The 19,592-nt window shown below is 68.2% G+C and carries 17 protein-coding genes; 6 read left to right on the top strand and 11 right to left on the bottom strand.

All coding sequences use genetic code 11. The features are described 5' to 3' along the window. Positions 1-129: 129 nt before the first annotated feature. From LCM32_RS11640 to LCM32_RS11610, 7 genes are all read right to left on the bottom strand, one after another. The gene (locus tag LCM32_RS11640) at positions 130-810 is read right to left on the bottom strand and encodes an orotate phosphoribosyltransferase (RefSeq protein WP_224821237.1); all 681 of its coding nucleotides are present in this window, start codon (positions 808-810) and stop codon (positions 130-132) included. A 172-nt stretch (positions 811-982) separates the two neighbouring features. Then, positions 983-2,020, bottom strand: a complete 1,038-nt coding sequence (gene pyrC, locus LCM32_RS11635) for a dihydroorotase (protein ID WP_224821236.1) — start codon at positions 2,018-2,020, stop codon at positions 983-985. A 124-nt stretch (positions 2,021-2,144) separates the two neighbouring features. Beyond that, a complete protein-coding gene (locus tag LCM32_RS11630; protein WP_224821235.1) occupies positions 2,145-3,122 on the bottom strand; it encodes a phosphoadenosine phosphosulfate reductase in 978 nt (325 codons plus the stop codon). Between the two features lie 167 nt (positions 3,123-3,289). Further along, positions 3,290-4,330: a glycosyltransferase family 2 protein gene (locus LCM32_RS11625; protein WP_224821234.1), complete on the bottom strand. Its 1,041-nt coding sequence runs from the start codon at positions 4,328-4,330 to the stop codon at positions 3,290-3,292. 97 nt (positions 4,331-4,427) lie between these two features. Continuing rightward, positions 4,428-6,794, bottom strand: a complete 2,367-nt coding sequence (locus LCM32_RS11620) for a glycosyltransferase family 2 protein (protein WP_224821233.1) — start codon at positions 6,792-6,794, stop codon at positions 4,428-4,430. After that, positions 6,791-7,672, bottom strand: a complete 882-nt coding sequence (locus LCM32_RS11615) for a sulfotransferase (protein WP_224821232.1) — start codon at positions 7,670-7,672, stop codon at positions 6,791-6,793. The genes LCM32_RS11620 and LCM32_RS11615 overlap by 4 nt, the downstream gene beginning before the upstream one ends. Further along, the gene (locus LCM32_RS11610; RefSeq protein ID WP_224821394.1) at positions 7,665-8,711 is read right to left on the bottom strand and encodes a glycosyltransferase family 2 protein; all 1,047 of its coding nucleotides are present in this window, start codon (positions 8,709-8,711) and stop codon (positions 7,665-7,667) included. Before LCM32_RS11610 ends, LCM32_RS11615 begins: the two co-directional genes overlap by 8 nt. A 296-nt stretch (positions 8,712-9,007) precedes the next feature. On the opposite strand from LCM32_RS11610, the gene LCM32_RS11605 reads away from it, so the two are divergent. From LCM32_RS11605 to LCM32_RS11580, 6 genes are all read left to right on the top strand, one after another. Then, entirely contained in the window at positions 9,008-9,901 is an 894-nt protein-coding gene (locus LCM32_RS11605; protein WP_224821231.1) for an AAA family ATPase, read from the top strand. Further along, positions 9,898-11,196, top strand: a complete 1,299-nt coding sequence (locus LCM32_RS11600) for a vWA domain-containing protein (protein ID WP_224821230.1) — start codon at positions 9,898-9,900, stop codon at positions 11,194-11,196. Before LCM32_RS11605 ends, LCM32_RS11600 begins: the two co-directional genes overlap by 4 nt. 125 nt (positions 11,197-11,321) lie before the next feature. Next, a complete protein-coding gene (locus LCM32_RS11595; protein ID WP_224821229.1) occupies positions 11,322-13,241 on the top strand; it encodes an OmpA family protein in 1,920 nt (639 codons plus the stop codon). Positions 13,242-13,832: 591 nt separating this feature from the next. Continuing rightward, a complete protein-coding gene (locus LCM32_RS11590) occupies positions 13,833-14,801 on the top strand; it encodes an XdhC family protein (protein ID WP_224821228.1) in 969 nt (322 codons plus the stop codon). Beyond that, entirely contained in the window at positions 14,798-15,811 is a 1,014-nt protein-coding gene (locus LCM32_RS11585) for a molybdopterin-binding protein (RefSeq protein WP_224821227.1), read from the top strand. The genes LCM32_RS11590 and LCM32_RS11585 overlap by 4 nt, the downstream gene beginning before the upstream one ends. A 113-nt stretch (positions 15,812-15,924) precedes the next feature. Then, positions 15,925-16,410, top strand: coding sequence for a (2Fe-2S)-binding protein (locus LCM32_RS11580; RefSeq protein ID WP_224821226.1), 486 nt, complete (start codon positions 15,925-15,927; stop codon positions 16,408-16,410). A gap of 355 nt (positions 16,411-16,765) precedes the next feature. Here the strand turns inward: LCM32_RS11580 and infC are convergent, their stop codons facing one another. From infC to LCM32_RS11560, 4 genes are all read right to left on the bottom strand, one after another. Further along, a complete protein-coding gene (infC, locus tag LCM32_RS11575; protein WP_224821393.1) occupies positions 16,766-17,311 on the bottom strand; it encodes a translation initiation factor IF-3 in 546 nt (181 codons plus the stop codon). A 212-nt stretch (positions 17,312-17,523) separates the two neighbouring features. Further along, entirely contained in the window at positions 17,524-18,357 is an 834-nt protein-coding gene (locus tag LCM32_RS11570) for a ferredoxin--NADP reductase (RefSeq protein WP_224821225.1), read from the bottom strand. Between the two features lie 59 nt (positions 18,358-18,416). Then, positions 18,417-18,803, bottom strand: a complete 387-nt coding sequence (locus LCM32_RS11565; protein ID WP_224821224.1) for a DUF934 domain-containing protein — start codon at positions 18,801-18,803, stop codon at positions 18,417-18,419. Next, positions 18,800-19,582, bottom strand: coding sequence for a phosphoadenylyl-sulfate reductase (locus LCM32_RS11560; RefSeq protein ID WP_224821223.1), 783 nt, complete (start codon positions 19,580-19,582; stop codon positions 18,800-18,802). Before LCM32_RS11560 ends, LCM32_RS11565 begins: the two co-directional genes overlap by 4 nt. Positions 19,583-19,592: the final 10 nt, after the last annotated feature.

The raw sequence follows: 19,592 nt of genomic DNA, 5'->3' as shown, positions 1-19,592 counted from the left end.
AGCAACACCCCCTGCCCATGGCTTGGGCAGGGGGGGTGTCACTGTCGCTGCGGGGGCCGCACGGGCCGCGTCTGTCCGGTGCCGGGGCCGAATCGTGGCCCCGGGCGTGCGCCCGTGTCAGGCGTTCCGTCAGGCGTTCATCCGCGCATCCTGCCAGCCGGTCGGATCGTTGAGGAAGGCCTCGACCTCGTTCAGCGTGTCCTCGGAGAAGGCTTTGCGGCGGCGTGCCTCGGCCAGCACGTCCCACCAGGTGCAGAGGTAGTGCAGGCTGACGCCGTGATCGCCCAGGACCTTCTCGGTCTGCGGGAAGATGCCGTAGTAGAAGATCACCGCGGTATGGGCACAGGAGGCGCCAGTGTCGCGGATCGCGTTCACGAAGGAGATCTTCGAACCGCCGTCGGTGGTCAGATCCTCGACCAGCAGCACGCGCTCGCCTTCGGACATGGCGCCCTCGATCCGGGCATTGCGGCCATAGCCCTTGGGCTTCTTGCGCACGTAGGTCATCGGCAGCGACATCCGCTCGGCCACCAGCGCCGCGAAGGGAATGCCCGCCGTCTCGCCACCCGCGACATTGTCGAAGGCCTCAAGCCCCGCGTTGCGCATGACGGTCATGGCGAGGAAGTCCATCAGCGTCGAGCGGATGCGCGGGAAGGAGATCAGCTTGCGGCAGTCGATATAGGTCGGGCCCGGCTTGCCGGAGGCATAGATATAGGGCTCGTCCGAATTGAAGTGCACCGCCTGGATATCCAGCAGCATGCCCGCGGTCAGCCGGGCGATTTCCTCTTGCGACGGATAGGAGGAAGGGATCATCGCATGTCTCCTTGAGATCTCTCGTCGATTTCCGTTTTCCAAATATCCCCGCCGGAGGCTTCCGAAGCGCAGCTTCGGCTCTCTTGAGCGCCTCTGCGACCGGGGCTCCGGTCAGAGAGGGCGCGCAGAGATTTCAGGCCTCCGGCGGGGATATTTTCGAAACGGAAATGCATCAGCCGACCACGTCCCACTCGATGGGGTGGCCGGGGTCGAATTGGGTCACGGGGCCTTCGCCGGTGGCAAGCTTGCCCGCGAGGGAGCGCGCAGCGCCCTTGGCCAGCGTCAGCGTGCCCTCGTTCACGGGCAGGCCGTAGAAGGCGGGGCCGTGCAGCGAGGTGAAGCCTTCGAGGCGGTCGAGCGCGTTCTCCTCCTCGAAGACATGGGCCAGCAGGGCCATGGTGTTCGTGGCGGTGAAGCAACCGGCGCAGCCGCAGGCCTGTTCCTTGTTCGGGTCGGTGTGCGGCGCGCTGTCGGTGCCGAGGAAGTAGCGCGCATCGCCCGAGGTCGCGGCCTTGCGCAGCGCGAGCTGGTGGGAGGCGCGTTTGGCGACGGGCAGGCAGTAGTAATGCGGTTTGATCCCGCCCACGAGGATGTGGTTGCGGTTGATCATCAGGTGGTGCGTGGTGATCGTCGCGCCGAGGTTGGTCTCGTTCGCGGCGACGTAGTCCACGGCGTCGGAGGTGGTGATATGTTCCATCACGACCTTCAGGCCGGGCGTCGCGCGGCGGATCGGATCGAGCACGGTCTCGATGAAGACGGCCTCGCGGTCGAAGATGTCGACCTCATGGGCCGTCACCTCGCCGTGGGTGCACAGCGGCAGGCCGATCTCGGCCATCGTCTCGAAGACGGGACGGACCTTGTCGAAGTCGCGCACGCCGGAGTGCGAGTTCGTGGTGGCGCCCGCGGGGTAGAGCTTCACCGCCTTCACGAGGCCCGAGGCATGGGCCGCGGCCACGTCGGCCGGGTCGGTGTCCTCGGTCAGGTAGAGCGTCATCAGCGGCTCGAAGGACATGCCCTCGGGCAGCGCGGCCAGGATGCGGTCGCGATAGCTTGCGGCCTGCGCCCCGGTGACCACCGGCGGCACGAGGTTCGGCATGATGATCGCGCGGGCGAAATGGCGCGCGGTCTCGGGCAATACGGCCTTGAGCATCTCGCCATCGCGCAGATGCAGGTGCCAGTCGTCGGGGCGGCGAAGCGTGATCCTGTCCATGGCCCCGCGCTTACAACAGGTCCGGCGCGCACGCCAGCATCTATCCGCGCAGGCAGGCGATGGGAGCGCGCTCAGGATGCAGATGCGGGCGCGCCCTCCACCGGGTGCCCGGCGGGCAGGCGGATCAGCCGACCTCGCGGTCCTCGGTCCTGCGGTCCTCGGCCATGTCGGGGGCCGGGGTGCCGCCCTTTTCGAGCCGTTCGAGGCGGCGGGCAAAGCGCGGCGCCTTCATCCGGGCCAGCACGTTGCGGCAGAGCGCGCGGACCAACTCCAGCCGGTTGTCTACGTCGAGCGCCGCCAGCACGTTGCGCAGGTAGGGCGGGTAGTCGCGGCGCGCCCGCCAGAGCCGGGCGAAGGTGGCCTCGTCCAGCTCGTCGTGCATCAGCGCCTCGATCAGCGGGATCAGCGTGCCCATGGCCAGCAGGTCGGTCTGCAGCGCGTCACCGGCCAGCCGCATGCGCAGCTTGGTCACATTGGGGCGGGTGAAGAGCGCCGCGTGCATCGCGTCGAGCTCCTCTGTCTGGTCGTAGACCACGAAGGCCTTGGCCGCGGCTTCCAGCATGTCCGGCGCATAGCCGTAGCGGGAGGTGAAATCGGTGCGGCGCATGTCGGTGAAGCGGTCGTCCCAGACGGCGATCCGGGGATCGAGCGTGGCCTGGGGCTGGATCGCCAGCACCCGCGCCCCGGGGGCGGCCACGGAATAGGCGGCGGCGGCATAGCCGCAGGGGCCCGCGCCGTAGAAGACGACCTCTTCGAAATCCTCGAAGAACCCGTCGTCGATCAGCCGGTCGATGTAGCGATAGACGCGGTCCGCCCGGAACCACGTGTCTTCCTTGCAGGCGATGAGCAGATGCGACCAGCCGTTGCGCTCCAGCAGGTGCCAGCCGAGGGGGCGTGCATCCTCCAGCAGGCTGGCGATCCCGCCGGTGGTTTCGAAGGTGACGAGCAGATTGGGGCCGGCATCGCAGAAGGCGGCGAAGTGGCGCTCTCCCAGAGGTTCGAAGTAACCGGCCTCATCGGCGACCTGCTCCAGCGCGTCGAGCCATGCGGCGCGGCTGTCGGTGGGCAGGGGCATGTCAAAGCCGTCAGGAAGGTCCTGCATTGTGTCTCTCGCTGCTCAAATCTCGGGTGTCCGAAGGAAATATCCCGGACCCGCGTTGAGCGTAGGGATAGTTTCCGATTCAGGCAAAATTAGGATCACATCGGGGGATTTCCCGGTGGGGCAGCCACATTCCCGCATGGGTTGTGTGGCCTCCTGCGTGGTTCTATCTAGCCTTGCGGGGCGCTGCCGCGGGCGATGAGGAACCGCGCCTCCTTGAGGCTGAGCGGCTTGGTCGGCGGGCAGAGCATGAGGCGGCCCATGAGGGCGCGGTAGGGTTCCTGCTGCATCAACTCGTCGAAGCGGCGGCGGCGCCACGAAACGGCGGCGTGGTGCAGCCGCGCCAGTTCCGCATCCGCAAGCAGGGCGTCCTTGCGGGCCTTGGTCGGCTCCGAGAGCGCGGCGATGGAGCTGTCGTCCTCGTCGTTGAAATTCCGCTCGACCCAGTAGTCGAGGCCCAGCCGGTCGCCGTCGTGTACCGCGCGGCCCCGGTCGGCCTTGAGCAGGTAGCTCTCCATCGCGCCGAGCGCGTAGTGGTTGAGCTGCACCAGCCCGTAGTTGTCGCGCCCGAAGTTGGAGAAGATGCGGCGGTTGGTGAACTGGGCGTCCAGCTCGCGGCCCCGGCCATCGAACCAGCGCACCGTGTCGGCGCGTGCCTGTGCCAGCCCGCGCGGCCGGTGCACGCCGAGACGGCGGTAGCTGCCATCGTTGCGGTAGAGCGTCTTGAACATCGCCGCCCGCCACGGCCAGTAGAGCACCGCGGGCGCGGCCCGGGTGAAGGCGCGGGTCACGGGGATGTCGCGATAGCGCACCTCGCCCGCATTGCCGAAGAGCCGCCAGGTGAGGGTGATCGCCGTCGCCTCGGGCAGGGCGTCGATCAGCGCGGGCAGGGTGTGGTCGCCGATCTTCACGTTGACGTATTCGTCCACGTCCAGCGGCAGGAGCCAGTCGGCGGATTTCACCAGCGGATGACGTTCGGCATCCTTCAGCGCGGTGAACTGGATGCCGCGGCTGTCGTAGGGGCCGGGATTGCGCTGATGGGTAAGCAGGCCAAGCGCCTGCAGACGGTCGAGCATGGCATCGGTGCCATCCTCGCAATCGTTCGAGTAGACGAGGAAATCGCTGATGCCGGCGGCCTGGTGATGGGCGATCCAGTCCAGCAGGAAGGCGGCTTCGTTGCGGACGGTGAGAATGGCGAGGATACGGGGCAAGGGACGTCTCGGTCGATGGCTGTCGGGGCGGCGGTATCGGGGGGCGGTGCCGTCCGCCCGGTGACGGGCGGTCAGGGGGCGGGGTCAGTTGTCCAGATCAGCTGTCCAGATCGAGGGCAAGGGCATAGGCCACCCGTTCGGTCGGGGTCAACTTCACCTCCAGCGCCTGCTGGTAGAGATCTTCGAACTCGGGCTCGGCGTGCAGCTCTTCGGCCTTGGCGCGGTGCCAGGCGAGGCCTGCCTCGTGCAGGCGGCGCAGTTCGGCATCCTGCAGCAGGCGGTCCATCTCTTCGCGCAGGCGGGGCAGGTTGCGCTTGATGGTTAGGTCGCGGTGGTCGGACCAGTCCATGCGGATCCAGTAGTTCAACCCGATGGACCGGTCCACATGCAGGGCGCGGCCACGCTGGCGCTTGATCAGGTAGCTTTCGGCCGAACGCAGCGCGTAGTGGTTCAGCTGCACGAGGTCATAGCCGATCGAGCGCTTGGAGTTGCGCCAGCCGTTCTTGAGCACCTCGCGGGTCATCTCCTGCCCGGAGCCGTTGAACCAGCGGACCTCGTCGGCGAGCTCCTTCACCAGCTTGTTCGGCCGGTGGCAGGAGAGCTTCTTGTAGGCGCCGATATTGCGGAACAGCGTCTTGAAGCCCCAGGCGGTGTGCGGCTTGGGGCAGTATTTCGGCGCGGCGGTGTCGAACTGGTCGATCACGAAATCCTCGGACAGCCGGGTGACGCCGTTGTGCCCGAAGAGCCGCCAGGTCATGGCGATATTCGTGGCGACGGGCATGGCGGCGTAGAGATCGGAGAGCGTGCCATTGCCGCAGCGGATGTTCACGAACTCGTCCACGTCGATATGGGCGACCCAGTCTGCGGTGCGGATCACCTCTTCCTCCAGTGCGGCATCCAGCGCCCATTGCTGGGGGGAATTGCCCTGCCAGCCGTCGTTGTTGCGGTGGTGGAGCAGGCCCATGGCGTCGAGCCGCTTGAGGATCGCGTCGGTGCCGTCGGTGCAGTCGTTGGTGTAGATCAGGAAGCTGTCGAAGCCTACGGCGCGGTGATAGGCGACCCATTCGAGGATATAGGGCGCCTCGTTCTTCATGCAGCCGACGATGACATTGCCGCTGCGCCCCGTAGCGGGCACCTTGCGCTCCGCGGGAAGGTAGGGCGCATGGGCGTCATCCTCCTTCAGCTTGCCCAGACGGTTGTGGGGGCGGAAAGGCGATGTCTGCAGATTGTCGAAGTTCAGCGCGGCCCGGTCGGAAAGCAGCTTCGAGGCGGTGGGCGACAGTTCGGCCTTGGGCGTCTCGGCGGCTTTCTGTGCGGTGGCCTCAGCCTTCGCGGCCTCTGCCTTCAGCCGGCGGATGCGCCAGTATTGCGACAGCAGGTAGGCGGAGGGCCGGTAGCCGTGGCCGGTGGGGGCCTCGACGTAGGGCGGCAGCGCCGGGTCGGGCGTCATGCCGGGCTGGGTGAGGCCGGGATGGGCGGCGAGCAGGGCCAGCATGTCAGGCGCAAAGAGCTGCGAGACCGGCGAGAGCGCGCCGGGAGAGACGGGTGCGCCCCCGGTGCGGGTATCCTCGATGATCGTGCGGCAGAGCTGGCGGGGCAGCGTCAGGCCCTCGACCTCCTGCACCCGGAAGAGCAGCGCGTTCATCTGCCGCGCCCGGGCCAGCCAGGCATCGGAGGGGAAGACTGGCGGCTCGCAGCGCTCGGCCTTGCCGATGACCGGGTCGATGGCGAAGGTGGCGCGCAACTCTCCGATCCCCGCCCGGGTGCACAGCGTATCGGTGGCGAGACTGCGCAGCGCCACGCGCCCGGCGCCGAAGACACCTTCCCAGTGCCGGACAAGGGCGGCGTAGTCGAGCCATGCAGGCGGGCTCTGGGTGGCGCTGTAGAGACCGCTGTCGGGATCGCTGGGGGCAGCGCTGTCGCGAGCGGCCTCCCACCAGCTGCCCGGCAGGCCCACGTCACGGCCGGCCATGATCCCTGCGGCCAGCTCCAGCTCTGCCTCCAGTCCGCGGGTCCGGCCCTCCAGCACCTGCGCGGCGTAGTGGCGGGCGAGTTGGCGGGCGGGCTCATCCACATGGGCGACGATGCGGATGTCGTCGGAGAGGGGGGAGAGCATGTCGCGCAGCCGCTCCAGCTCGCCCACCTGCGTGAGGCCCGCAAGCTGGTGGGCGGTCAGGATCATCTGCGCGGGATTGGCGGCAGCGACCTCGTCCTTCAGGGCCTGCGCGGTTTCCGCCCACAGACGGGCCTGTGCCTCGGGCGAGGCAAAGCCGCGGTTGGCGCGCAGCACATCGGGGCGATCGGGATCCGTCCCCGCCATGAAGAGGCGGGAGTGGTTGTTGCCGCCTGCACCCCGGGGGACGAGGATACCGTGCCGCGCCAGCTGGCCGCGCTTGTGGTGCAGCATCTCCTGCAGGCGCGAGGCGGTCCAGATGTCGGGGCCGATGTGCAGGGTCAGGATCATTCGCTGGTCTCGCGCTGGGCGGTCTTGACCGCGTCTGTGTCCCCGGGCTGCCGTGTCACGGTAGAGCCGGTAGAGCCGGTAGAGCCGGTAGAGCCGGTAGAGCCGGTAGAGCCGGTAGAGCCGGTAGAGCCGGTAGAGCCGGTAGAGCCGGTAGAGCCGGTAGAGCCGGTAGAGCCGGTAGAGCGCTTGCCCTTTGCCTTGGCCTTCCCGGTCGCCTTCGCCTTGCCCTTGCTCTTGCCGCCCGATTTCACGGATGCATCCTTGGCCGTGCCGCGTTCATTGGCCACGCCCCACCACGGCAGCTCCAGCCCGAGGAAGCGGGCAAGCTGCTGCTGCGCATCCTCAGCGGCCACGTCGAGCTCTAGGTAATTGTCCCGTCCGGCAAAGAGACGGGCGAGGTGGGCGTAATGGGCGTCGATCCACTGCATCCGCTCAGCCCCCGTCTCGCCGTAGCCCTTGGGCAGGCCGGGGATCTCGGCGCGGGGCAGGCGGCTGGCCATATTGGTCCAGCCCAGCATGGAGCGGGAAAGGTCACGAGCATCGCGCCGGGTCGCCACGAACTTCACGTCCGGATGGCGCGCCTCGATCGCGGCAATGAGGCCAAAGTCCATCTGCGGCCAGGCGGAGTGGTCCTCGCGCATGTAGGACATCTCGGAAATGGCATCGAACTCGTCGAGCTCTGCCAGAGGATCGCCGGTGTGATAGTAGCCCCGGTAGAGCACATCCGCCACGAAGGCCTGTCCCAGCTCCGCCCGCGCGGTCTGGAACTTGCGGATACGGTGATCCGCCACCTTCAGCCCGCCGCGCTTCAGCGCCCGGCTCAGCGTCGTTGTGCCGGACTTCGGCAGGCCGAGGTTCAGGACACGCAGCCTAGCCATTTACTACCTCGCGCCAGTCGAGGCCCAGATGCGTCAGCAGCACCTCCTCTGGCTGGGAAATCGTGGGGGCATCGTGCAGCGCGCGGCGCAGGTCACGGTAGAAGGGATCCTCCATCAGCCGCGCCACCTTGGCCCTGTGCGCGTGAACGCAGGCCTGATGCGCCTCTGCCACGCCGGGGACCTGTGCCAGCCTGCCGAATTCCTCGGTCAGACGGGGCATCATGCGCAGGATACTGTCGTCCTTCCACGCCACGTCCGCCCGTTCGCGCCAATAGGCATCCTCGAAGTTGCGCCCCTCGCGGTTCACGTCGCCGCGCTCGGTCTTGACGATGTAGCTGTCGAGAGAGCGCAGCGCGTAGTGGTTCAGCGTGGCGAAGTCCCGCGCGCCCTTGGCCGGGAACCGCCGGATGCGGCGCTCGTTCTCGGCCAGCAGGAAGGCCTGCGGCACCGGACGGCCCGAGGCATCGCTCCAGCGCGGACGCTTGCGCGGGCCCTTGTCGCGGAAGAAGGGACGATGCGCGCCGAAGTACTGCAGGGGGAAATCCTTGCGCACCAGCGTCTTGCACTCGATTGCAAGCTGGCCGCACCAGACATCGGGATCGTGGGACTGCAGGAACTGCCCGATCACCGGCTGGTCGCGGTATTCATCCACCCCGCCGTTGCCGAAGAACTGGAACTGGATCGAGATCGCCTTGGGATCGTCACAGGCGGCGATCAGCGCGGGGATCGTGTTGTCGCCCACGTGGATGTTCAGGAACTCGTCCACGTCGGCGACCCAGACCCAATCGGCCTGCGTGATGACCGGCTGGCGCTTGGCATCCTTCAGCGCCTCCATCTGGTAATTGCGCCCCTCTGCGGGGTTCGGCAGGTGCTGCACCACGCCGCCCGCCGCCAGAACATCCAGCAGCGCGTCGGTGCCATCGTCGCAGTCGTTCGAGTAGAACAGGAAATCCGTCACGCCGATGGCGCGGTTGTAGGCGATCCATTCCAGCAGGAAGGGGCCTTCGTTCTTCACGCAGGTCGCCGCGGTGATCCGCAAAGGCGTATCGCCCTGCGAGCCGTGGGTCGCGCCGGGATCGTCTGCCCGGGGATCATCCGCCCGGGGATCGTCTCTCTGTGTCACTGCCATGTCCCGCGGGGGCCATCCCGCGCCTCTGTCCCGCGGGTTTGACCCCGCGTCTCTTGGTTGCTTTGAAAATGTCATTTGGCGCGGAAACCGTCAATAATTCCCTCAGCTCCGCGCCTGCGGTGCGCTGGGCGTCGGCGGCCCTGCCGCGGGGTTGACCTTCGGGCGTCGCGGCGGCACCTCTTGGCCGGCTCACGAAAGGACTGCCGATGGACTGCCCCGTTTCCTCCGCCGATGACCTCTCCGCGCTGCTGGACCAGCAGGGGTACGTGGCCTCGCGCCCGCTGGCGGTGTCGATGTTCCTCGCGCTCAGGCTGCAGCGGCCGCTCTTCCTCGAGGGGGAGCCCGGCACCGGCAAGACCGAGATCGCCCGGGCGCTGGCCTCCGCGCTGGGCCGCAGGCTGATCCGACTGCAATGCTACGAGGGGCTCGACCTTGCGCAGGCGGCCTATGAATGGAACTTCGCGGCGCAGATGATCGCCCTGCGCACCGCCGAGGCCGTGGGCGAGGGCGACCGCGCGGCGCTGCAGGCGGAGCTTTTCACCCGTGAGTACCTGACCGAACGGCCGCTGCTGCAGGCGCTGTCGCCCGATCCCGCGGGCCCGCCGGTGCTGCTGATCGACGAGATCGACCGGACCGACGCCCCCTTCGAGGCCTTCCTGCTGGAGGTGCTCTCGGACTATGCGCTGACCGTGCCGGAGCTGGGCCGGATCGAGGCGCCGGAGCCGCCGATCGTGATCCTGACCTCGAACCGCACGCGGGAGGTGCATGACGCGCTGAAGCGCCGCTGCCTCTACAATTGGGTCGAGTATCCCGATGCGGAGACCGAGGCCGGCATCCTCCGCCGCAAGGTGCCCGAGGCCCCGGCGGCGCTGGCCGCACAGCTGGTGGCCTTCGTGCAGCGCCTGCGGGAAGAGGACGTCTTCAAGCGCCCCGGCGTGGCCGAGACGCTGGACTGGGCGCGGGCCCTCATGGCGCTCGACCGGCTGGAGCTGACGCCCGAAGCGGTGCGCGAGACGCTGGGCACGCTGCTGAAGTATCAAGAAGACCTCGCCGCCATGGACGACGGCCGGATCGCCCGGCTTCTGGGCGCGGCGGAGTGAGCGGCACAGGCAGCGGTACGGGGCAGGCGGGGGGCACGGCGCTCGCGGCCTCTGGCGCCCCCGGCCAGCTTGCCGCCAACGTCATGCATTTCGCCCGCGCGCTGCGGGCGGCCGGTTTGCGGGTCGGGCCGGATCGCAGCGCCCTCGCGCTGGAGGCCCTGAGCGCCGTCAACATCGCCGACCCGCGCGAGATGCGCGCGGCGCTTGCGGCCTGCCTGACCTCGGGCCCCGCGGATCGCGTGGTCTTCGATGCCGTCTTTGACCGGTTCTGGCAGGACCCGGCGCGGCTGGAGGCGGCGCTGTCGCAACTGCTGCCCGGCGCTGAGGGCGGGCCTGCGCTGACACCCGAGGCCGGGGACCGGCGGGCGCTTGCCGCGCTGCTGGGGGGCGAGGAGGCGCTGAGCCGCCCGGCGGAGGAGACGCGGCTGGACGCTGCCGAGACCCTCTCCGCCGAGGAACGCCTGCGCCAGCAGGATTTCGAACAGATGAGCGCGGAGGAACTGACGCAGGCCCGGGCCATGATCGCCCGCCTGCGGCTGCCTGCGCCCGCGCTGCCCGCCCGGCGTCATGCGCCCGCTGCCCGTGGCGCGGGGGTGGATCGTCGCGCCATGCTGCGCGCCGCCCTGCGCCGGGGCGGCGAGATCGGGCCGCTGATCCGCACCGCGCCGGGGCGCAAGGCGCCGGACCTCGTGGCGATCTGCGACATGTCGGGCTCCATGCAGCGCTACAGCCGGATGATGCTGCACTTCCTCCACGCCGTGATGAACGCGCCGCGCCGTCCCCGGGGCGGGGGCGATCCGGGCTGGGGGCAGGTCCATGCCTTCGCCTTTGGCACGCAGCTGACCAATATCACCCGGCCGCTGAAGCAGCGCGATGTGGATGCCGCTCTGGCCGCCGCCGCGCAGGAGGCGCCCGATTGGCAGGGCGGCACGCGGATCGGCGGAGCGCTCCATGCCTTCAACCGGGACTGGGCGCGGCGCGTGCTGGGACCGGGCGCCGTGGTGGTGCTGATCACCGACGGGCTGGATCGCGGCGATCCGGCCGAGCTGGCCGCCGAGGCCGCCCGCCTGCGCCGCCTGTCGCGCCGTCTGGTCTGGCTGAACCCGCTGCTGCGCTACGACGGTTTCGCGCCCAGGGCCCGTGGCGTGGCGGCGCTGCTGCCGCAGGTGGATGCCTTCCGCGCGTCCCATTCCGTGCAGGCGCTGGACGATTTCGCGCGCCTCCTCTCCGAGGCCGGGGACAGCGGGGAAAAAGACCGCCTGCTGAAGCTGTTACCACCGGCGGAAAGCCGCTGATCCCCCCTCAAATGACGGGGCATCCGTCGCGTAGGATGCAACTTTTCGCGGGTTTCGTGGTTCTCTCTCCAACGACATGCGCCGGCGCGCTCTGACGCGGTGCCGGTGTGGAAGGAGGAAGACACATGAAGACCTTTCTGAAATCGACCACGGCCCTGATCCTGTCGGGTGCCCTGATCCTGCCCGGGCCGCTTGCCGCCCAAAGCGGCGGCCGCGAGGACAACAACTCTGCCGCGCAGCGCGAGCAGTTCCTGAAGAAGAAGGAACAGGAGGCCCAGAAGGAGCAGGCCCAGAAACAGCAGGCTCAGAAACAACAGGGCCAGAAACAACAAGGTCAGCAGCAGGCCAAGGGTCAGGGCAACGAAAAGCCCAAGGAGAACCGTGGCCAGCAGCAGGCTGGGCAGAACCCGAACCCGCCGGGCCCGAACCAGAACGCCAATGAGCGTGCCAAGGAGCAGGCCCAGAATCGCGAGCGCCAGCAGGACGAGCAACGTCGTCAGCAGGCCGAGCGGGAGGCGGAACAGAATCGCCAGCAGGCGCAGCGCGACGCCGACCAGCAGCGCCAGCAGCAGGCTGAGCGCGAGACGGAGCAGAAGCGCCAGCAACAGGCGCAGCGCGAGGCGGAGCAGCAGCGTCAGCAACAGGCGCAGCGTGAGGCGGAGCAGCAGCGCCAGCAACAGGCGCAGCGTGAGGCTGAACAGCAGCGCCAGCAGCAGGCGCAGCGTGACGAGGAACTCCGCAAGGCGCAGCAGCGCGCCGAGGTGGGTGGCCGCGAAGGCAACAACTCGGCCGATCAGCGTGCCCAGTTCCTCGAAAACCAGCAGCGCGAGGAACAGCGCCAGCAGGCCGAGCGCACCAACAGCGACGATCGGAACCTGCGTCAGGCGCTTGAGGACGAGCGCAACCGCGACCAGACCCGGGACCGTGCCGCCGCGCGCGACAGCGAGGAGCCGCGCCGTCCCGATGCCGCCGCACAGGCCCGCCGGGCCGCCCGCGACGCCGAGGAAAACCGCCGTCCGCTGGCTGCCGCGAACCCGCGCAACGAAGGCCGCATGGTCGAGCAGCGCATCACCGAGGACAACTTCCGGTCCAGCCGGGAGGACTTCCGCACCGACCTGCGCGGCGAGCGCCGGGCCAATGCGGACGACGACTCGGGCCTGAGCAACTTCGAGAAGCTCGCGCTCTTCGGTCTTGGCGCCGTGGCTGTCGGCAGCCTTCTGAACAACGGCGACGAGGTGGTCAGCAACACCGGCGACCGCGTGGTGGTTGAGCGTGACGGCGAATACCGCGTCCTGAAGGACGACGACGTTCTGCTGCGCCAGCCGGGCACCGACGTGCGCACCTATGCCTTCGACGACGGGTCCACCCGCACGGTGGCCCTGCGCGAGGACGGCACCCAGGTCGAGACGCTGCGCGCGCCCGATGGCCGCGTCCTGCGCCGGACCCGCATCCTGCCCGACGGGCGCGAGGTGCTGCTCTTCGACGATACGCAGCAGGTGGCCGCCGTGGACGTGAGCGATCTGCCGCAGACCCGCGCACAGGAGATCGACGTGGCCGATGCCGACGAGATGCGCCTGCGCCGCGCGCTGGAGGCGGAGCTTGGCAATGACGTGAACCGCCGCTTCTCGCTCAGCCAGGTGCGTGACATCTCGGCCGTGCGGGCCCTCGTGCCCGAGATCGAGGTGGACACGATCACCTTCGACACCGGCTCTGCCGCGATCCCGCCGGAACAGGCCCGCCGCCTGGCCGATCTGGGTATCGCGATGCGCGAGGCGATCGACGACAACCCGGCCGAGGTGTTCCTGATCGAGGGCCACACCGACGCCGTCGGCGCGGCGAGCATGAACCTCGCCCTGTCGGACCGCCGGGCAGAGACGCTCGCGCTTGCCCTGACGGAGTATTTCGACGTCCCGCCGGAGAACATGGTGGTGCAGGGCTACGGTGAGTCGGACCTCAAGGTGCTGACCGCCTCGGCCGAGCGTGACAACCGCCGCGCCGCCGTGCGCCGGATCACGCCGCTGCTCGACGGCAGCAACGGCAGCTGACGATCCTGTCGGCTATCCTTCTGCGCGGCCACACCGCGTGACTGACGCGCAATCGCATCAAAAGGGCCGCCCGAAACCGGGCGGCCCTTCCTGCATCTGACACAAGTGTCCACTTCGCGATTGCGGGTGCAGGGTGTATATTCGGGCCCGAATGGAGCGTTTTGACGGTCTGTGACCCAACACGCAGAACCGGCCTCCACGCCCTGTTCCAGATCTTTTCCATGCCGTTCCGCAACGCGCGCATGGGGGGATCAGCGCCTCTTCCCGCATCCCCAAGGCCTCCCTGGCAACCAGGGAAGGGGCGCCTCATCAGAGGGGGCAATCCGGTGACACCCGCGTCCCTCGCGGCGCGTGTGGGCCGGTGCCCGTGGGCCCGACACCAGTCTTCTGTCCGTTTCTCTCTGTGGCACTCTGCGTCCGGGTCTCTGTCGGTGGCCCTGTCCGTTTGCATCGAAGCGCCACGCGGAACAGGACGCCGCGGGGCCGCACCGGCGCACAGGGCGCAGGGCCTACCCGCACCCCTTGGGGGCAGACATCCCCGGCCCATGTGCTAGACCTGTCGCGATATTCTCCCGTCCCCCGGAGGCGCAGATGGACCGTTTCGACAACATCCCCGAACAGGCACTGGCATGGCATCGCGCCGGCAAGGGCGCGGCGCTTGCGACCGTGGTGGAAACCTGGGGCTCGGCCCCGCGCCGGGTGGGGGCCCAGCTGGCCGTCAGCGGCGAGGGCGAAATCGCGGGCTCCGTCTCGGGCGGCTGTGTCGAGGGCGCCGTGGTAACCGAGGCACTGGACGCGCTGGAGGACGGCGGCCACCGGATGCTGGAATACGGCGTGAGCGACGGGGATGCCTTTGCCGTGGGGCTGGCCTGTGGCGGCACCATCCGCATCCTCGTGGAGCCTGTGGGGCAGGCCTTGCCCGAGGCGATGCTGGCCGATCTGGTCGCCGCCCGCGCCGCCCGCAAGCCGCGCGCTTATGTCATCGACCCCGCCACCGGCGCGCGAGAGCTGACCGGCGCGGGCTTTGCCGAACGCTTCCGGATGGACCGCTCCGGCTTCGAGGAGGACGGGCGTTTCGTCGCGATCCACAACCCGCCGCTGCGGCTGATCGTGGTGGGCGCGGTGCATATCGCGCAGGCGCTGGTGCCGATGGCGCGGATTGCGGGCTTTGACCCGGTCATCGTCGACCCGCGCCCGGCCTTCGCCGCCGCGGCCCGCTTCCCGGGGGAGGAGATCCGCGAGGACTGGCCCGACGAGGCCGTCGCGGCCCTTGGCCTCGACCCGCGCACCGCGCTCGTGCTGCTGACCCACGATCCCAAGATCGACGATCCGGCGCTGGAGGCCGCATTGGCGGCAGAGGTCTATTACATCGGCGCGCTCGGCTCGAAGCGGACCCATGCCAAGCGGGTCGAGCGGCTGACGGCGCGGGGCTTCACCGAGGGGCAGATCGCCCGCATCCACGGGCCCATCGGCCTCGACATCGGGGCGGCCGGCCCGTCGGAGATCGCCGTGTCGATCCTGTCCGAGATGATCGCGGTGCTGCGCAAGGGGCAGGCGTGAAGTTCGGCCCGGTCCCGCTGGCGCAGGCCGAGGGCGCGATCCTTGCCCATTCCGTGGCCACGCCGCAGGGCCGCCTGCGCAAGGGGCAGTGGATCGGCGCGCAGGAGATGGACCGGTTGCGGGAGGCGGGCCTTGCCGAGGTGATCGTCGCGCGCCCCGAACCGGGGGAGATCCACGAAGACGAAGCCGCCACCCGTCTGGCAGTGGCCCTCGTGCCCGATCCGCAGGCGGCAGGGCTGACGCTGACCCGGGCTACCACGGGGCGGGTGAACCTGCTGGCCGCTGGCCCGGGCGTGGTGGAGCTGGACGCCCCCCGTCTGACGGCGCTGAACCGGATCGATCCGATGATCACCCTCGCCACGGTGCCCCGGCACCAGCAGATGGAGGCGGGGCGCATGGTGGCGACGATCAAGATCATCCCCTACGCCGTCTCCGAGGCCTCCCTTGATGCGGCGGAGGTGCTGCTGGAGGGCCACCGCACGCTGCACCTTCACCGGCCCGTGCTGAAGACCGCCGCCCTCGTGGTGACCGAGATCCCCGGCGGCGCGGGCGAGGCGGGCCTGCCTGCGATCCGCGATCGTCTCGCGGCGCTCGACATGACGCTGGAGCATGTGGAAACCGTGCCGCACCGGCGCGATCCGCTGGCGCAGGCGCTCGGGGACCTGCGCGATGCGGACCGCTATGACCTGATCCTCGTGCTGACGGCCTCTGCCACCTCCGATTCCGGCGACGTGGTGCCGGCCGCGATCCGCGCGGCAGGTGGCACGGTGGAGCGCTTCGGCATGCCCGTCGATCCCGGCAACCTGCTGGTGCTGGGACGGCTGCAGGGCCGGGACGTGATCGGCCTGCCGGGCTGTGCCCGCTCGCCCGCGCTGAACGGCGCCGACTGGGTGCTGTCGCGGCTGGCCTGCGGCATTCCCACGGGTGACGCCGAGATCGCGGCCATGGGGGTAGGGGGCCTCCTGAAGGAAATCCCCACGCGCCCGCATCCGAGGCGACGCCGCGACTGAATGCCTGCGCCGGGCACAGAATTCACCCGGCCCCCTTTCCCTTCCCGGGCGGGGGTGATTTACTCGCGCCGAAAGAGCCGCTGAGGCGCAGCAAGACCACCAGGAAGGACGCCATGCCGACGATCTCGATGACAGTGAACGGGAATGAGGTTTCGGGTGAGGTCGAGAACCGCACCCTTCTGGTGCAGTTCCTGCGCGACAGCCTCGGCCTGACCGGCACCCATGTGGGCTGCGACACCTCGCAGTGCGGCGCCTGCACGGTGCATGTGGACGGGCTTCAGGTGAAGAGCTGCACCATGTTCGCGGTCGAGGCTGCGGGCGCGGACGTCACCTCGATCGAGGGGATCGCCAGCCCCGAGGGCGAGCTGAGCGCGGTGCAGGCCGCCTTCAAGGAACACCACGGGCTGCAGTGCGGCTTCTGCACGCCGGGGATGATCATGGCGGCGGAATCGCTGCTGAAGGCCAACCCCAAGCCCACCGAGGCCGAGATCCGGCACCATCTGCACGGCAATATCTGCCGCTGCACCGGCTACCACAATATCGTCAAGGCGATCTACGCCGCCTCCGGGCAGGACGTGGCAGAGCTGATGCCCGCCTGAGACCCACCTCGGCGCGAGGCTACGACGGAAAAGACTGGGGCGCTTCGGCGCCCTTCATCTTTCCCGAAATCCTCCGGGGGAATTGGCCCCGCAGGGGCCAAGGGGGCAGAGCCCCCCGGACTTTTCGAAAAGTCCGGACCGGAAAATTCGAATTTTCCGGATAGCGCCAGCGGAGAGGGTGTGATCCCCGTTGACCGGGCCCATCCCGCACCCCCACGCGGCCAAAATTTTTCGAAAAATTTTGCCAAGAATTTTCGAAAATTCTTGGGTGCCCCACGCGGGCGATGGTGCGGGGGGCCAGACATGCAAAAGGCCCGGACGATGCCGGGCCTTGCTTGGAGATGGCGGGCAGCGCTTACTTCGCGCTCGGCCCGATCATCATGACCATCTGGCGGCCTTCCATCTTCGGCATGTTCTCGACCTTGCCGACTTCCTTCACGTCCTCTGCAACGCGTTCCAGAAGCTCACGGCCGAGGTTCTGGTGCGCCATCTCGCGGCCGCGGAAGCGCAGGGTGATCTTCACCTTGTCGCCGCCTTCAAGGAACTTGAGGACGTTGCGCATCTTGACCTGATAGTCGTGCACATCGGTGCCGGGGCGGAACTTCACCTCCTTCACCTCGATCGTCTTCTGCTTCTTGCGGGCTTCGGATTCGCGTTTCTGCTGTTCGTATTTGAACTTGCCGAAATCCATGATCTTGCAGACCGGCGGGACCGCATTGGGGGAGATTTCGACCAGATCGAGGCCAGCTTCTTCCGCCATGGCGAGGGCACGTGCCGGGGGAACCACACCGACGTTTTCGCCTTCCGCGCCAATCAGCCGAATTTCGGGCGCACGGATACGGTCGTTAACACGGGGGCCATTGTCGCGCGTCGGGGGCGCATTATGAGGTCTGCGAGCTATTTTATTCGTCCTTCGATGGTGACTGGAATTGAGGCGAGAAGGTAGTCTCCACGGGCTAAACTTTCAAGCTGGAAAGACGGTTCCGCGGGAATTCGATGGGCTGTGCCAAGCGGCGGCCGGTGCCGGGCAGAAGAAAGCCGCTCCCGGGGCGGGAACGGCTCTGGTTTTTCGTGTCGGTCGAGGCATCCGGACCCGGTCCGGGCCTCTTGTCTTCAGTCGACGAAGGCTTTCTCGACCACGTATTGCTTGGGTGCGGAATTCGCCCCTTCCTCCAGACCGTAGCCTTCCAGAAGCTCCTTGATCTCGAGGTTGAAGGCGAGGTTGCCGCAGACCATGGCGCGGTCGCTCTCGGGGTTGATCGGGTCGATGCCGAGATCGGCAAAGACCTCGCCCGAGCGCATCAGGTCGGTGATGCGGCCCATCTTGGGGCTCTCTTCGCGGGTCGTGGTCGGGTAGTAGCGGATCTTCTTGTGGAAATCCGGGCCGATCAGCTCGTGCAGCAGCTCGTCGTTCTTGATGTCCTCGATCAGCTGCGCGCCATAGGCCAGCTCACCCACTTCGCGGCAGGTGTGGGTGATCACCACCTCGTCGTAATCCTCGTAGGTCTGCGGCTCGCGCAGCAGCGAGGCGAAGGGCGCAAAGCCGGTGCCGGTGGCAAAGAACCACAGCCGCTTGCCGGGCAGCAGCGCGTCATGGACCAGCGTGCCCACGGGCTTGGGCCGCAGGATGATCTGGTCTCCCACCTGGATGTGCTGCAGTTTCGAGGTCAGCGGCCCGTCCGGCACCTTGATCGAATAGAACTCCAGCTCCTCGTCCCAGGAGGGCGAGGCGATGGAATAGGCGCGCAGCAGCGGTTTGCCGTTGTCGCCCATCAGGCCGATCATCACGAATTCGCCCGAGCGGAAGCGCAGGCTGGCGGGGCGGGTCACCCGGAAGGAGAAGAGCCGGTCGGTCCAGTGCTTCACGTCGGTGATCGTCTCTGCGTTCGGCAGGGTGGGCACCTTGGGGACATTGGTCTGCTGTTCGGTCACGGCGGTCTCGGTCATGGCAAATTGCGGGAGGAGTATCCCGTCCTTACTCGTTCGTGTTCAAATAATCCAGCGTCTCAGCCGGCGCGCAGCCGCGACTGATAGTCATGGGCGCGCCAATCGGCGCGGAAGACCCACTGGGATTCGGGCTGGCGTGCGGCGAGGCTTTCGTCGATCTCGACCTCGTCAAAGCCCGAGCGGCGGGCCATGGCGTATTGGTCGGCGATGACGTGGCCGGCAGCCCGCAGGCGGCCGGTGTAGCCCCGCAGGCGCAGCTGGCGGGCGATGGTGAAGCCCCGGCCATCGGCCGAGGAAGGGAAGGCCACGCGGATCAGCCGGGTGGCTGCATCGAACTCGACCGCCTGCGGGTCGGTGTCGGAGGGCAGGTCCAGCACGCCTTCCGCTTCGAACCCTTCGGTCCAGTCTTCGGGGGCAAAGCCCTTGTCGGTCACGATCACGCTCATTGTCCGGCTCCGATCCGTACCATGCGGCCATTCACGAAATGGATGCCGCATTCCTCTTTTTGTGTTCCTCTCCAACGGCCTGCGCGCTGATCTTCACCTTCCTTCACGGGCGAGGTGCAGGGCGCGCAGCCGATCGAGGGATAGCCCTTGGCGACCAGCGGATGGCGCGGCAGGCGGTTCTCGTCCATGTAGGCGCGGATGTCCTCCGGCGCCCAGTGGGCCAGCGGGTTGACCTTGATCCGGTCCGGCCCGTCGACCTCGAAGAAGTCCAGCGTTTCCCGGGTTGCGCCCTGGAACCGCTTGCGGCCGGTGAACCAGCCGTCGAACCCCTGCAGCGCCCGTTGCAGAGGCTGCGTCTTGCGCAGGGCACAGCAGGCATCGGTGTCGCGCAGGTGCAGCGTTCCATCCGGGTCGCCTGCGGCGATCTCGGCCTCGGCGGCGCGAATGATGCGCATGTCCTTCAGGCCCAGACGCTCGGCCACCTCGGTCTGGTAGACCAGCGTTTCGGTGAACAGCATCTCGGTGTCGATGAAGATCACCGGCGTGCTCCGGTCGACCACCGACACGAGGTGCAGCAGCACGACCGACTCGGCCCCGAAGGAGGAGACGAGGGCGAGATTGCCCGCATCCGCATCCTGAAGCGCCTTGTCGATGACCGCCGTCGCCCCGTGGTGCTTGTAGCGCAGGTTCAGCGCATCCACCTTCGCCTGCTGCTCACGCAACTTGGCGCCGAGGGCCGGATCGTCCGGCACCTCCAGTGGCTTGTCCAGTGGTGGCATGGTGATCCCC

Source organism: Pseudooceanicola nanhaiensis (assembly GCF_020171315.1).
GTDB classification, from domain to species: Bacteria; Pseudomonadota; Alphaproteobacteria; order Rhodobacterales; family Rhodobacteraceae; genus Pseudooceanicola; species Pseudooceanicola nanhaiensis_A.
This window is presented reverse-complemented; position numbering and strand designations above follow the sequence as displayed.

Bases quoted from the DNA above. Each gene is read 5' to 3' on its own strand.
- LCM32_RS11605 (WP_224821231.1), top strand. From the start codon at position 9,008: ATGGACTGCCCCGTTTCCTCCGCCGATGACCTCTCCGCGCTGCTGGAC.
- LCM32_RS11615 (WP_224821232.1), bottom strand. From the start codon at position 7,672: ATGGCTAGGCTGCGTGTCCTGAACCTCGGCCTGCCGAAGTCCGGCACA.
- pyrC (WP_224821236.1), bottom strand. From the start codon at position 2,020: ATGGACAGGATCACGCTTCGCCGCCCCGACGACTGGCACCTGCATCTG.
- LCM32_RS11565 (WP_224821224.1), bottom strand. From the start codon at position 18,803: ATGAGCGTGATCGTGACCGACAAGGGCTTTGCCCCCGAAGACTGGACC.
- LCM32_RS11570 (WP_224821225.1), bottom strand. From the start codon at position 18,357: ATGACCGAGACCGCCGTGACCGAACAGCAGACCAATGTCCCCAAGGTG.
- LCM32_RS11630 (WP_224821235.1), bottom strand. From the start codon at position 3,122: ATGCAGGACCTTCCTGACGGCTTTGACATGCCCCTGCCCACCGACAGC.
- LCM32_RS11640 (WP_224821237.1), bottom strand. From the start codon at position 810: ATGATCCCTTCCTCCTATCCGTCGCAAGAGGAAATCGCCCGGCTGACC.
- LCM32_RS11595 (WP_224821229.1), top strand. From the start codon at position 11,322: ATGAAGACCTTTCTGAAATCGACCACGGCCCTGATCCTGTCGGGTGCC.
- LCM32_RS11580 (WP_224821226.1), top strand. From the start codon at position 15,925: ATGCCGACGATCTCGATGACAGTGAACGGGAATGAGGTTTCGGGTGAG.
- LCM32_RS11620 (WP_224821233.1), bottom strand. From the start codon at position 6,794: ATGATCCTGACCCTGCACATCGGCCCCGACATCTGGACCGCCTCGCGC.
- LCM32_RS11560 (WP_224821223.1), bottom strand. From the start codon at position 19,582: ATGCCACCACTGGACAAGCCACTGGAGGTGCCGGACGATCCGGCCCTC.
- LCM32_RS11590 (WP_224821228.1), top strand. From the start codon at position 13,833: ATGGACCGTTTCGACAACATCCCCGAACAGGCACTGGCATGGCATCGC.